11 protein-coding genes are annotated in these 13,244 nt (G+C 71.6%); 3 read left to right on the top strand and 8 right to left on the bottom strand.

From position 1 onward, the window contains the following. Window positions 1–267: 267 nt before the first annotated feature. The 3 genes from CLV63_RS19765 to CLV63_RS19755 all read right to left on the bottom strand — a co-directional run bounded on the left by CLV63_RS19765 (window position 268) and on the right by CLV63_RS19755 (window position 3,563). Window positions 268–1,257, bottom strand: a complete 990-nt coding sequence (locus CLV63_RS19765; RefSeq protein ID WP_106584638.1) for an LLM class flavin-dependent oxidoreductase — start codon at window positions 1,255–1,257, stop codon at window positions 268–270. A gap of 211 nt (window positions 1,258–1,468) precedes the next feature. Next, window positions 1,469–2,035 carry a hypothetical protein gene (locus CLV63_RS19760; protein ID WP_146165611.1) on the bottom strand — a complete coding sequence of 189 codons (567 nt, stop codon included), beginning with the start codon at window positions 2,033–2,035 and terminating at the stop codon, window positions 1,469–1,471. A gap of 151 nt (window positions 2,036–2,186) precedes the next feature. Continuing rightward, complete coding sequence (locus CLV63_RS19755) at window positions 2,187–3,563, bottom strand: DUF2786 domain-containing protein (protein ID WP_106584636.1); 1,377 nt, start codon at window positions 3,561–3,563, stop codon at window positions 2,187–2,189. 732 nt (window positions 3,564–4,295) lie between these two features. On the opposite strand from CLV63_RS19755, the gene CLV63_RS19750 reads away from it, so the two are divergent. Next, window positions 4,296–6,200, top strand: coding sequence for a hypothetical protein (locus tag CLV63_RS19750; protein WP_106584635.1), 1,905 nt, complete (start codon window positions 4,296–4,298; stop codon window positions 6,198–6,200). Here the strand turns inward: CLV63_RS19750 and CLV63_RS19745 are convergent. Next, on the bottom strand, window positions 6,147–6,560 hold the full coding sequence (locus tag CLV63_RS19745; RefSeq protein WP_106584634.1) for a DUF3592 domain-containing protein: 414 nt from the start codon (window positions 6,558–6,560) through the stop codon (window positions 6,147–6,149). The two genes, CLV63_RS19750 and CLV63_RS19745, sit on opposite strands and share 54 nt — an antisense overlap. A gap of 131 nt (window positions 6,561–6,691) precedes the next feature. Beyond that, entirely contained in the window at window positions 6,692–7,132 is a 441-nt protein-coding gene (locus CLV63_RS19740) for a DUF3592 domain-containing protein (protein WP_106584633.1), read from the bottom strand. Between the two features lie 215 nt (window positions 7,133–7,347). Between CLV63_RS19740 and CLV63_RS19735 the strand changes: the two genes are divergently transcribed. Beyond that, window positions 7,348–7,815: a hypothetical protein gene (locus CLV63_RS19735; protein WP_106584632.1), complete on the top strand. Its 468-nt coding sequence runs from the start codon at window positions 7,348–7,350 to the stop codon at window positions 7,813–7,815. Beyond that, window positions 7,812–8,153, top strand: coding sequence for a winged helix-turn-helix domain-containing protein (locus CLV63_RS19730; protein ID WP_106584631.1), 342 nt, complete (start codon window positions 7,812–7,814; stop codon window positions 8,151–8,153). Before CLV63_RS19735 ends, CLV63_RS19730 begins: the two co-directional genes overlap by 4 nt. Before the next feature lie 173 nt (window positions 8,154–8,326). Here CLV63_RS19730 and CLV63_RS19725 read toward each other — a convergent pair whose 3' ends face one another. The 3 genes from CLV63_RS19725 to CLV63_RS19715 all read right to left on the bottom strand — a co-directional run bounded on the left by CLV63_RS19725 (window position 8,327) and on the right by CLV63_RS19715 (window position 13,139). Next, window positions 8,327–10,498 carry a tetratricopeptide repeat protein gene (locus CLV63_RS19725; RefSeq protein ID WP_106584630.1) on the bottom strand — a complete coding sequence of 724 codons (2,172 nt, stop codon included), beginning with the start codon at window positions 10,496–10,498 and terminating at the stop codon, window positions 8,327–8,329. Window positions 10,499–10,762: 264 nt separating this feature from the next. Continuing rightward, window positions 10,763–12,331, bottom strand: coding sequence for a hypothetical protein (locus CLV63_RS19720; protein ID WP_146165610.1), 1,569 nt, complete (start codon window positions 12,329–12,331; stop codon window positions 10,763–10,765). Window positions 12,332–12,464: 133 nt separating this feature from the next. Beyond that, window positions 12,465–13,139: a GntR family transcriptional regulator gene (locus tag CLV63_RS19715; RefSeq protein ID WP_211301383.1), complete on the bottom strand. Its 675-nt coding sequence runs from the start codon at window positions 13,137–13,139 to the stop codon at window positions 12,465–12,467. Between the last annotated feature and the right edge of the window lie 105 nt (window positions 13,140–13,244).

Here is a 13,244-nt window from a genome sequence, read left to right as displayed (position 1 = left end):
GGGGCAGGTACCGGCTGACGGGCCATGGCCAATGGGTGGCGGATACCGGGCGGCCGGTCGGACAGGACTCTCATGACCGGCCGCCTGCGGCTCCGGCAACAACCCGCGCCCCGACCGTGCAGACCGCCCGCCTCGCCCAGGCCGCTCACTCAGCCCGGACCGCCGCACCGCGCTGAACAAGGGCGGCACGCGATGCCGTCGACGTGTTCTGCGGTGGCGGGGTGGGTGGCCGGGTGGGTGGTGCGGTCGCTCTGGTGGCGCGCCGGCTCAGGCTGCGGTGAGGTCCATGGCCTTGGCGGTCAGGGTGAGGGCCTGGAGGCGGGCGTCGACCGTTCCGGCCTGCGGGGCGATGATGAGCTCGTCGGCGTTGGCGTGCTCGGCGAACCAGTGGAGGTACTCGCCGACCTCGGTCGGGTCGCCGATGGCGGAGTACTTCGCCATCTGGAGGACCTGCCGCCCCGCGGGCGACTCCAGCGCCGCGTCGGCCTCCTCCGGGGTGAGGGTGCGGCCGCGGCCGAGGAGTTGGGCGGCCATGCGGCGCTTCGCGAGGTGGGACTGCTCTTTCGCCTCGTCGCTGGTTGCCGCGGCCGCGACGTTCACGCCCGCGATGACGTAGGGCTCCTTCAGCTGCTCGGAGGGCGTGAATTCGCGCCGGTAGGCGGCGACGGCGTCCTCCAGCGCGTTGGGCGCGAAGTGGGACGCGAAGGAGTACGGGAGGCCCAGGGCCGCCGCGAGCTTGGCGCCGAACAGGGACGAGCCGAGGATGTACAGCGGGACGTTGGTGCCCTGTCCCGGGGTCGCGTTGACGCCGGGGATGCGGGTCTCGCCGGTCAGGTAGCCCTGGAGTTCGAGGACGTCCTGCGGGAAGCTGTCGGCCGAGGTCGGGTCGCGGCGCAGGGCGCGCATCGTGTTCTGGTCGCTTCCCGGCGCGCGGCCGAGCCCGAGGTCGATCCGGCCGGGGTGCAGTGTTTCGAGGGTGCCGAACTGCTCGGCGATGGTCAACGGGGCGTGGTTGGGCAGCATGATGCCGCCCGATCCCAGCCGGATGCGCTGCGTGTGGGCCGCGATGTGCGCGATGAGGACGCTCGTCGCCGACGACGCGATGGTGGCCATGTTGTGGTGCTCGGCGTACCAGATGCGCCGGTAGCCGGACTCGTCGGCGAGGCGGGCCATGGCGACGCTGGCGTCGAAACTGTCTCTCGCGGTCATGCCTTCGTTGATGTGCGCGAGGTCGAGGATCGAGATGGGAAGCGGCACGGGACACGGCCTTTCGTCACGGTAAACGACCGGATGTCGCCGGCCGCGATTGGCGACGGCCTCGCGGCCGCCCTAAACCTCAACCCCGCGACCAGTCTTGTTATTTCGGGACCCGTTCGCAGGGGCGACGATGCCGAACCCGCGACGGCCGGGTGCGCAAGGTGCGGTCCCCGGTCCCCGGTCCCGATTCCCGACAGGCGCGGGTCCCGTATCAGCGGAAGAAGTACTCGTCGTCGGGCCCGCCGAACCCGTCGGCGGGCGCCTGCCCCGGGCGCGGCTCCTGGACCCAGTGGACCTCGCGCAGCGGCGCCCAGTGCGCGCCGTAGTAGTCCAGGACCATGAGGCCCCCGATGATCGAGGCCAAGGGGACCACGGCCACCGCGCCGATGGTCAGCCACAGCGGGAGGTCGTCGGCGCGGGAGAGCAGGGCGAGCAGCCCCAGGACCACAGCGGCCGGGGGCAGCCACCCGCCCAGGTAGGTGCGCAGGATCTCCCCCGCGTGCAGGCGCGCGGTGCCGGCGACCTCGTACCGGGAGATACCCGTCCGGGCCTGCTCCATGGTCGTGGGGAGTCGATGCAGGCCCGCACCGAGGTAGTAGCGGTCGAGCGGCAGCACTGGGAGACCAATGACGCAGAACCACAGGGTGGCGAAGCGGCGCCGGTCGCGGTCGAGCCGGGTGAACCCCTTGAACATGGTCCCGATGCCGTTGAACGAACGCGCGGATCGGGGCGGCGGGGAGGACCGGGTGATCGGCCATACGCGGACTGGTCTGGGCACTTCGACGTTGTACCCACCGAGCGCAGCGGTAGCCCTCGGGCCTTCGCGGAGGCGACCGCCCTGGTGTCCCGTCGCCAACGGCATAGCCCGACGGCTCCCGGTGGCGGCCCGCTGCTTTCAGTGGTCCGCGGCGATTGCCGACCGGGCCGGGTCAGCCATGGGCCTCCCCTACTCTCCTGCGGGCGTGCAGTTCGGCGCGGTCGGCCGCGGCCGTTCCGGAGCTCCAGCCTTCGCCGTCGACCGTCCGCCCCGCGGAGGCGAACGTCGCTTCGGGGAAGGACTCCGCGAACGCGTCGTCGACCGCGCGATCGCGCGCGGCCAGGACCGGGAGGAGGTCGGCGCCGCTCAGCTCCGCCGCGGCCTGCTCTTCGGCCGCCGCCGTGGACTCGGCCAGGCGTTCGCCGATGCGCTGGGCGAACGCGATCAGGAAGGTCTGGCGGAAGGACCGGGTACGCGAGGTTCCATCGGCGCGGCGCCTGCCGCCCTCGGCCGTCATCGCCGAGGTCGCCTGCACGAGCAAGGAGGTGAACAGCATTTCGACGGCGTCGATGTCACTCGCGAAGCCGATCACTGAGGCGAGGCCCCAGCGTCCGTGCAGGATGCTCCGGCAGCGGTTCGCCGTAGCCACTTCTTCGAGGAGGACGGCCTTCGGGGACTCGTATGGGCCGTCGACGGGGATGCGGCGGGTGATGGTGGCATCGCGGCGCCCATTGTTCGCGGCCAGGAGCGCGTAGTCGATGCTGTTCCGCGCCATGAGTTCCTGGGCGCGGGCGCTCAGGGCCTCGGCCTCCTTCGGGAAATCGGTGGCCTCGGCCTTGGCCAGCAGCGCCCGCACCTTGTCGAGCATCCGCGGGTCGGCCCGGTTCCCGCCGGCGCGGTGCGCCGACAGGGATCCGCGCCGCGCCTCCCCCGGCACCTGGTCGAGGAGCGGCACCGCGGGCAGCGCGCCGAGAGCCGCCACGGTCTCCAGCACGGACTCGACGTACTGCTCCGCGGTGGCGTTCTCGCGGTCGCGCCATTCGCTCCCGTGGCCCGCTCCGCCGCGCCACCAGACCCGTGCGTCGATCGCGGCGAGCTGGGGATCCCAGCTCTCGGGAATGGTGGCCTTCGAGTAGCCGCGGAGTTCGGCCGCGATGGCGTCGGCGGCGATACGGGACTGGCGGACGCCCTCGGCTCGCCGGACCTGCCGGACGAGTTCGCCGGGCTGCCAGCCGAACGCCCACAGCCGCTTGACGAGCACCTCTGCCTGGTGGAACAGGAGCTCATCGAGGAGGTCGCGGAATTCGAGGTCGGCCGCGGCGTCGGTGAGCCGGCCCAGGTGGCGGCCGTACGCCTGGCGCTCGCCGAGGATACGGGCCTGGACCGCCGCGACGATGTGCTCGGTGAGCAGCTCAACGTAGGTGGCCCGGGGGTCGTGACCGCCACCGCTGTGCACCGGACCGCGGCCTTCCCGTGCTGCGCGGCGGCGCTGCTTCTCGTGCTCCTGTTTGGCCTTTGCCCGCCGGTTCTCGCGGTTCGCCTTGCCCATGGTCCGATGAACCCTTCGACGACTGCGTAAGTGTGGTCGCGGTGATCGCGGTGATCGCGGATGTCGCTGTGCTCGCGGCGCCGACTCCGCGTTCTCGACGACCGGCCCGGGTGACCGCATCCCGTCCCGTGAGCGCCCGTACATGGGCGGGGAACGCGATAGGCGCTCTCGCGATCGGCCGTGGCGCCGTACTCGGTGCTCGCCGGGTTGCGGTCCGCACTGCCCCGGTTCGCGATGCTCGCCATGCGGGTGCGCTGCGACGGCCGCTGCCGCGCGACCGGACCGCCGCCGCACCTCTGCGCTCGGGCGGATGGGGACCCGCATTCTTCTGGCCGGCGGAGACCTGACCACCTGGGGTTGAACGTCCGCGACCTTCGATCGGCCCTACGGTAATCCGGACGGCGCGCGTCCGCACACCCGAAACGGCGGCCTGTGGACAAGGACGATCCGCGACCCCACTGTCGCCCCACCGCCCCACCGCCCCACCGCCCCGCCGTCCCGCCGTCCCACCCGGTCGGCACTAAAATGGCCGCGCATCGCACCCCGACGGCCGTAACGCCCCTAAGGACCGCCCGCACCCATGCACCTCACGAATGTTCCGGTTTCCCGGACACCGCGCGGGCGAGCGGGTACCATCAGCCAGCCGGGAGCCGGGAGCCGGGAGCCGGGAGCCGGGAGCCGGGAGCCGGGAGCCGGGAGCCGGGAGCCGGGAGCCGGGAGCCGGGAGCCGGGATGAGCCGTCCGGATGGGTCCGAGCGCCGCTGGTCGACCTTTGTCGGCCAGTTCCCCGTCCTGGTCCTCGCCCGGACGTTCACCTCCACCGTCCGCGCCATTGAGGCGCTGGACGTCCTACGCGGAGACTTCCGCCTGGAGTTCCGGTTCTGCTTCGATGAGTCGTCGGCGTTCCACCAGGGCGTGGCCGAGCTGCTCGACCGCCTCGGAATCCCCCTCGTCACCTGGGACGACGCCATCGCGAGCAAGTACGCCTTGGTGATCACGGCCAGCGAGAACGTGGACCTCACCCCGTTCGCCGCGCCCGTCGTGGTGCTGCCGCACGGCGTCGGCTTCCAGAAGTACGTCCCTGATTCGCGCAGCGGCGAGCGCCGCCTCTCCGGGGTGGTGCGGCCGGAGTCGCGGGAGGCGGACGGCATCCACCTCGCCCTATCGCACCCCGACCAGCGCACCCAGCTCGCCGCCGCCGAGCACGGCCGCCTGGCGGAGAACACCGCGGTCATCGGCGACCTCGCCTATGACCGGATGCGGGCCGGGATGCGGCTCCGCGAACGCTACCGCTCCGCTCTCGGGGTACCGCCCGGGCAGCGCCTCGTCGTGCTGGCGTCGACGTGGGGCGAGCAGTCGGCGATCGGCGTCCACCCGCGGCTCCCCGCTCAGCTGCTCGCCGACCTCCCCGTTGACGGATACCGGGTGGCCGCGGTGCTGCACCCCAACGTCTGGTCGCGGTACGGCCCATGGCAGGTGCGGCACTGGCTGGCCGCCGCAATGGACGCCGGGCTGCTGCTCCTCCCGCCCTCGGCGGGGTGGGGGTCCGCGCTGGTCGCGGCCGACTGCGTTGTCGGGGACCACAGCTCCATGGCCGTATACGCGGCCGCGCTGGACCGGCCGCTGCTCCTCGCCGCCTTCGGGGCGGAGGCCGTGCCCGGAACGGCGGTCGCCCGCCTCGGCGCACAGGCCCCGCGGCTCGACCCCGGCACCGACCTGCACCCGCAGGTCGACGGGGTCATCGCGGAGCACGCCCCGGGACGCTACTCCGAGGTCGCCGACCGCGCGTTCGCCCACGTGGGCGAGTCGGCCCGGCGCTTCGCCGAGCTGTGTTACGGACTGCTCGACCTGAGCGCACCGGACCACTGCGCGCGGATCCGTGCCCTGGACCCGCCGGCGCCCGACCACCACCGGCCGCCCCTGGCGTTCGAGATGCGCTCGCGGCTCGGCGCCGGCGGTGTCGTGCACGTCGCCCGCTACCCGGCGTCGGTGCGCCCGTTCGATGAGGAGGCGGCCGGCCTCCGCCACCTGTTCGCCGCCGACACCGAGCCCGACCAGCGCTACGTCGAGAACGCCTCGGTGATCCACCGGGCGACGGAGCACACCGGAGGGACCTCCTCTCAGCCGGACGACGAAAGGCCCTCCGCTGCGGCGGGCGACGAAGGAGCCCCTTGCGCAGCGGGGGACGAACGAGCCTTTCCCGTGACGGAAGGCGAAGGCGCTCCCTCCACGGCGGAAGGCGCCTCCTCCGCAGCGGACGCCCAAAGCGCCCCCGCCGCGACGGACGACGGCGGCGCCTGGGGCCCGGACGCCGAGCGTGGGCTTCGCGCGCTCCTGGAACTGCACCCCGGCGCGCTGATAGCCGCCATCGGCACCGACGGCGACTGCCGGTGCCTGCTGCGCGACGGCACGCGCGTCCACGTGCGGTCGCCGGGCACCGCGGCCCCGGTACTGACAGCGGTGGTCTACACCCTCCTCAGGCACCGCCTCCCGATCTCCGGCGATCACCGGGTGCGGGTGTCGGGCACACCCGGCCACCGGACTGTACGGATCGACGTCCCGCGTTTGCAGGGTCGATCCCGGTCAGCCGGTCAGCCCCAGATAGCCCGCCGCGATGGACCACAGCCCGAGGGCTAGGAGCACCGCCGTGACGGGCAGCAGGACGTACAGCCAGGTCATTGACGCGGCTTCGCTGCGTTCGGGGTTGCCGGGGTCGTATATGACCGCGATCCGGCTCTTGCGGCGAGGCGCTCGGAACCAGGGTGTTTCGGTGCCACTGCGTTGCTGTCCCGACGCGTCGACGAAGCGGTAGCGGACGGTGGTATCCGTCTCGCCGTTGTTCTGTCGCCGTGTCTTCACCGATGTGACGGTCCCCTCGGCGCGGGTCCAGTCGCGGTGTCGCCTACGGGCGCGCAGCAGCATGATGACGATGCACGGGAAGTAGGGCAGCAGGACGATGCCGAGCCCGATGAAGAACCACGCGTCGTCGGTGTCCATACCTCTCCCGGTCGCAAGGGTCGCCCCAGCCGGCTGCGCATCGTGCTGATGCTGCCGGACACCCTAAGCCTCCCGGCGGCCCACCGCGTGCGGACGTGATCTCAGAGAGGCGAGTGCCTGTCCAGCAAGGGTCACATGTGTACGAGGTCGAGGGAGGCGACGATGAAGAAGATCCCCATCCCGCCGAGCAGGATGAAGATCGCGCCGTAGTTGATGATTCGGCCGACCACGGAGCCGCCGGAGACGGTGTCGTTGAGCTTCGGGTCGGTGGGGTCGTACATCACCTCGAGCACGTCGCCGACCTTCGGCTTCGCCAGGTGCTCGACCTCGCCGGTGTGGTAGCGGCCGGGGTTGTCGCGGAACTCGTAGCGGGCATGCATGGTCTTTTCGGTGGTGCTCGTGCCGGTGGCCGAGGACTGACGCGTGGTCTTCCATACGTGGCGGATGGTCGCCTGTGCCCGCGGCCAGGTGGCCAGACGCCGCTGGCGGCGGATCAAATTCCAGGCCAGCCATGCCGGGAAGATCAGCATCGCAATGCCGACCAGCAGCGCGGTGACAGCACCAAAACTCATGACGACTCCATGCCCAGGGTGGTTCCACACCCTAACGGCTCGTCGTTGACGTCTTCTGAGGGTCGGCCGTCACGAGGTCGGGATCCGGCAGGGGCGGTCGGTCTCATCGTGCGGCGCCGCCCTCCGCGCACCAAGATCGGATCGCGCTTGGCAATTACTTCCTGATTCGAGTACGCTTTCCATACGGAAAGTAGATGCGAATGGGAGATCCACTGATGACTGGCAAGCCTGAGCTCGACCAAGTCGCCGACGCACGCAGCCGACTCGCGTCCCACGCCCCGTTCCCCGTCACCTACTGGGTGCTCTACGGTGCCGTCCTGGTGTTCCTGGCCGGCCTCCCGATCTGGTCGACCTGGCTTAGCCCTGTCGGCGGCTCGTACGTGCCGTGGGGGATCGCGGCGATCGGTATCGCCTCGGCTGCCTACTCCTGGGCTCGGCGCCGCCGCTCCGGGGTCTACCTCCCCAAGCGGATCAGCGCCTACCCCGGCGCCCGGCCGATCCGGCTGGTGAGCCTCGCGGTCACACTGGCCGGCCTCGCCGGCATCTTCGCGCTGGTCGAGTACGGACAGCGCGAGGCCGCGCTCCTGGTGCTCCCGGTCGTGGCGGCCGCCATTTTCGTCACCCAGTTCATGACCCGTTCGGCGATGCGCCGAGACATCGAAGCCGGCCGGGTCAGGCTGTGACCGGTCACGAGCCCGACCAGGACCTGACGCCCCAACCGGACGACGGCACGGGGCGCGACCCGATCTTCGAGACCGGCCCCCGCCTGGCACTATGTGCCCTGCTGCAAGGAGCGGAGTGGGTCGACTTCGCCACGGCCCGCGACATGCTGGGTGTGAGCGACTCCGCGATCTCCAAACACAGCCGCGCTCTTGAGGACGCCGGATACGTCGAGGTGCGCAAAGGCTCGGTGGGCCGCCGACCACGGACCTGGTTCCGGCTGACCCGGGTCGGCCGGACCGCGATCCGCGGCCACCTCGACTGGCTCTCCGGGCTGCGCAGCGCCCTCGACACACCCTGAGTGCCGTCGAAACCCGGGACGGCGCCCGCCGCCACATCCGAACGCCGACACCCTCCACTGTCCACCCGGCTGCCGGTACCGGCAGCCGGGTGGCGGCTTTCAACGGCCGACGTGAACAGCCCGGCTATGACCCTCCTGGCCCAGGGCACCAAGCAGGCTCACCCGCGGCCCTCCTAGCCGAGGTCCTCGATCAACCGTGCCGCCTCGGCGGCGCGCGGGCTGGCCAGCTCGGTGAACAGGTCACGAGCGCGGGTCGCGTGCTGACGGGCCTGTTCGGGCGCGCCGATGCGGGCGTAGACGGCGCCGAGGCTCGCCAGGTTCTCGGCCTCGTAGTAGGGCTGGTCCAGCTTCCGCAGCACACCGACCGCGGCGGTGAAGGCGGCGACGGCGTCGGTGAGGCGCCCGGCCGCGGCGTAGGCGTCGCCGAGGCTGCCGCGTGCCCGCGCCGCCATGCGCGGGTCGGGCTCGGGCAGGGTGTCGAACGCGGCGGCGGCCGCCGCCAGCTCGGTGACCGCGTCCTCGAAGGTCGCGGGAGCGCCGTCCCCGTCCTCACCGTCCGACTGCTCGGCGGCGGCGAGTCCCAGCAGGGTGCGTCCTGCGAAGTACCGGCTCAGCGCGGCGCCGCGGACGGCCATGGGGTCGCCGGAGCGTTCGTTGAGGTCGAGACTGCGCGCGTACGCCGCCAGTGCCGCACGCCGGTCGACGGTGTCGAGGTAGCGGCCGTGGAACTCGTGGACCGACGCCGCGAGCAGCAGGTCGGACCCGTCGCGCACGAGCCCCACCGCCCGCTCGACCATCGCGCGGGCCTCCTCGGTGCGGCCGAGGTCGGTGAGCGGGCGTGCCGTCAGGCTGCGCAGCCGCGCTTCGCGCGCGGTGTCGCCGAGGCGCGCGGCGGCGTCGGCGCCTCGTGTGCCGGTCTCCGCCCAGTCGGCGAGGTAGCGCTGGTTGAGGTAGAGGGCGCCGCCGAGTTCCGCGAGGCTGGAGGTGTAGGCGTCGAGGCCGCGTGCGTCGGCGGCCCGGACGACGGCGAGCAGGGTGGCGCGTTCGGCGCGGAGCCGCCCCAGCGCCGTGGCGCGGTCGCCGCCGAAGGGGTCGGGGCGGCGCGCCGCGTACTCCTCGGCCGGGATGGTGCGCAGTCGCGCGCCCATCGCCGCGAGGTCGGCGTGGGCGAGCAGCGCCTGGTAGGAGTCCAGGCAGTCGCGCAGGGACGACGCACGCAGCGCTTCGCTGTCGTGCTGCTCGCTGAGCGCCGCGGCGTGCAGCCGGATGAGGTCGTGTGCGAAGCGGTGGATGTCGCCGGTGGTGGTGAGGAGTTCGGCGCGGCGCAGTTCGTCGAGCAGCGGGGCGACCGTCGGCGCGTCCGCGCGGCAGGCGGCCGCGGCGAGGTCGGTGTCGAATCCGCGTCCGGGCCAGCGGCCGAGCGCCCGGTACAGCGATGCGGCGGCCGGGGACAGTCCGGCGTAGGCGAGGTCGAACACCGACGCGAGGGTGTAGTCCTCGGTGAAGGAGATGGCCTTCAGCCGCCGCTGCTCGTCGCCGAGTTCGGTGGTGAGCGCCGCAAGGTCGACCGCCGGTTCGGCCTTGATCCGCCCCGCCACCAGGATCAGGGCGAGCGGGAGTCCGCCGCATGCCGCGACCAGCCGGGCGATGTCCTCGGGTGCGGTGCCCGCCAGGCGGCCGCCGCTGTGCCCCGCCAGCAGGTCCGCGGCGTCGCCGGTGCCCAGCGGCCGCAGGGTCAGCCATTCGGCGTGGGCGAGGGCGAGTTCGCCCAGGCGTTCCCTGCTGCCGACGGCGACCACCGCGCTCCCGGGCCCTTGCGGGACCAGTTCCCGCACCTGGGCGGCCTGGGTGGCGCCTTCGATCACCACGAGCAGCCGCCGGTTCGACGTGCTCGTGCGGAACAGGGCGGCCCGGTCGTGCAGGCGGGCCGGCATGTCCTCCTTGTGGACCCCGAGCGAGGCGAGCAGGTGCGCGAGTGCCTCGTTGGGGCCGCCGGGACCGTCGGGGTCGAGGCTGCCGTAGTCGACGTAGAGCCGGCCGTCGCCGAACCTGTCGCCCGCTGCGGCGGCGAAGCGCTGGGCGAGCGCGGTCTTGCCGATGCCGCGCACCCCTTCGAGCAGGCATATGGGGGTGGCGGGGGCGCCGCCGACCGGGGCGGAGGTGTTCTGGTGCAGCCATTGCTGCTCGGATTCGCGGTCGTACCAGTGCGGCGCGGGCGCCGGCACCTCCGATGGGACGGGCGGCCGCGGCGCCTCCTGGTGGAACGTGACGCTTTGGACGTCGCCGCCCGCCTGCACCGCGTTGCGCACACCGTGGAGTTCGTTGCGGATCTCGTTGTCGCCCATGCACCACTCCTGAGGGGACCGCGAGACCCCGTCGTCGGGTGACTTACGTTACGGGTTTCGGCGCGCCGCGGGAAAGTTCTTCGTAGAGCGGGGTTCCGCGGGTGCCCGCCCCGCGCCGACGGCGGCGGGACCGGTGCGGGGCCGCCGTGCCCCGACCGCCTTTCCTGCCCGGCGGCCGGTACCGCGCGGTACCGGCCGCCGCGGGCGCGGCCCTGCCGCGTCGCCTGCGCTGTTCGGATCACCGCTGCGCGGCCGTCGTCCGGTTCAGTCGCCCTTGTAGACGCAGTCGGGGTAGTCGATGAAGCTCCGGGTGCCGTCCTCGTTGGGGGGTCCCAGGATCTGGGCGTTGCGCGTGTAGCGCTCGTCGGCCCCCCAGGAGACGTCGGCCCCCAGCGAGAGTCCGAGCTTGGCCTTGGCACCGACGCCGTACTCGTCGGCGTGGGTGTCCTCCTTGTACTGCCACACCTTTCCCTTTTCGTGCATCACGTGCTCCCAAGGGGGCGCGTCCTCGGCCGGCTTCTCGTTGATCCAGCCGCCGTCCTTGTCGTCCATCAGCGGGTTGACGAGGGACGGAATGGTGCTGGTCGGCGGCAGCAGGCCGCGGTTTCGGAGCAGCGCCTCACCGGCCTCCTTCTCCTCGGGGGTGTCGAAATCGATCTGGACCGACTGGGTGACGCTCTCGCCGTTGACGTCCCTGGCACCCCCTCGCCCGCGATTACTGGGGTTGTCCTTGGTGCCGCCCTTGCCGATCTCGCCACCGGTGCCGTCGGCCCCGGTCTTGCTCGCGTTGGTGGTGTAGCGGATGTAGTCGATCGAGCCGTCCTCGTTGCGCATGACGCGGGTGCTGCCCTGCCAGCCCACCTCGCCGCCGACGCTCTTCGGGCCGAGGGCGCCGCCGAGCGATCCGGTTCCGCTCCAGGAGAAGGTGGTGGCGGTCCGCTTGTTCCCCTTCTCGTTGTTCCAGAACGCCAGGTCCGCCTTCGGGTTGACCTTGACGCTCCCGTCGGCCCCGAGGTTCATCTTCCACTTGTCGTGTTCGACGCCCCTGTCCTTCGCGTGCCTCCCCTGGGACGTCGACTTGCCCAACCAGGCGCCGATCGAGCCGTCGATCTGCTCGGAGACCCCGAGCTCGTAGTTCGTGATCTCCGGGTCCTTCATCTTCGGGGGTTCGTAAACGCCGGTCTTCTCGCCCAGCCAGCGCGCGGCGCGGTAGCCGGGGCTGAGGTCCTTGGCGGTGTCGTCGAGGAGGGTGCGGTTCAGTTGGTCCTCGAACTGCTGGTATTCCTGCTCATTCTTGAACAGATAGGACTTCCCCGGGGTATAGGTCCCCTTCGCGATCGCCTCGACCTTGGCCTGGATCTGTCCGGCCGACTTCTTACCGGCCTGCACCCCACCGCCGAGGCCGGTGATGAGGCCGAGTTCGCTCTTCGGGGAGAAGGTCGCGACGATACTGCCGTCCGACAGGGTCTCCTTGGAGAGTTTGTAGTCCTGGCCGAGGATGACCACGGCGATTTCAACGGTGCCGCCGAGGTGCTTGCTCTCGGCGTTGCGGACGCAGTAGTCGGGGCGGAAGTCGGGGGGTTCCTTCTTGCCGCAGTCCTTCACGCCGGCGAGTTGGAGGAGCCGGCAGAGCGCGCCGTCGACCGCGTCGCTTGTTTGCGGGACGGCGATCACGGTCACGCACGCGAGGAGCGCCGCGGCCAGCACGATTGCCGAGGCGTATTCGATGACCCCGGCCCCGGATTCGGAGCCGCGCGGTTTTCGCCTGTACCCGGGTCCGCCTTTGCCGTAGTTGTTCAATGGGGGAATACGCGGCGTACCGTCGTGGAACATGGAGTGACGATATGAGTCGGAATCCCGGGTCGGAATGAGCCCATGGACTCATTCCCGGTCCCGGTTCTTGACAAGGCCGGAGCGGCTTTTCCCACCGCGGTCGCGGGCCGTTTCCGGCGCGCTCCTCGGTGTGTCAGCGTGCGCTCGGAAAAGACGGTTCGGCGGGCGGTTCGCCGGCCCATTCGCCGCGGATGTGGTCGAGGTGGCGCGTCATGACGGTGCGGACGGCGTCGCCGTCGCGGGCGAGCAGGGCGTCGAGGATGTCGAAGTGCTCGGGCGCGGTGTCTTGCAGGGTGCCTTGCTCCGCGAGGGTGCCGACACCGTAGAGGCGGGTCTGGTCGCGCAGCCGGGCGACGGTCTCGACCAGGCGGGTGTTGCCGCCGAGGGCGAGCAGGCCGAGGTGGAAGCGGCGGTCGGCTTCGAGGAAGGTGGGGACGTCGCCGGAGCGGGCGGCCGCGCAGATCTCCTCGGCGACGGGGCGGTGCGCCTCGATGTCGGGGTCGCCGGCCCGGTCGACCAGCGCGACCGTGGCGGGGATCTCCAGCAGGCGGCGCATCTCGCCGATCTCGTCGAGGTCGTGCTCGCTGATGGGCACGATGCGGAAGCCGCGGTTGCGCACCGGTTCCATGATGCCCTGGTTGACCAGGGTGAGCATGGCTTCGCGGACGGGGCTGTTGGAGACGCCCAGCCGGGTGGCGAGCGCGGAGGCCGAGTAGATGGCGCCGGGCCCGATCTCGCCGGACACGATGGCCTGCCGGACGACCACCAGGGCCTGCTCGCGCAGGCTCACCGACTGCAAGCGTTGCATGCGCGCCGCCTCCTCGGTCCGATGCGGACCCTTGACACCTTCGTCCGGGGCTTCGCATACTAGCCCGCATTGGTAAACGGTAATCGCTTACCCATCACTACCAGT

The sequence above is a fragment of the Murinocardiopsis flavida genome (genome assembly GCF_003014485.1).
GTDB classification, from domain to species: Bacteria; Actinomycetota; Actinomycetes; order Streptosporangiales; family Streptosporangiaceae; genus Murinocardiopsis; species Murinocardiopsis flavida.
This window is presented reverse-complemented; position numbering and strand designations above follow the sequence as displayed.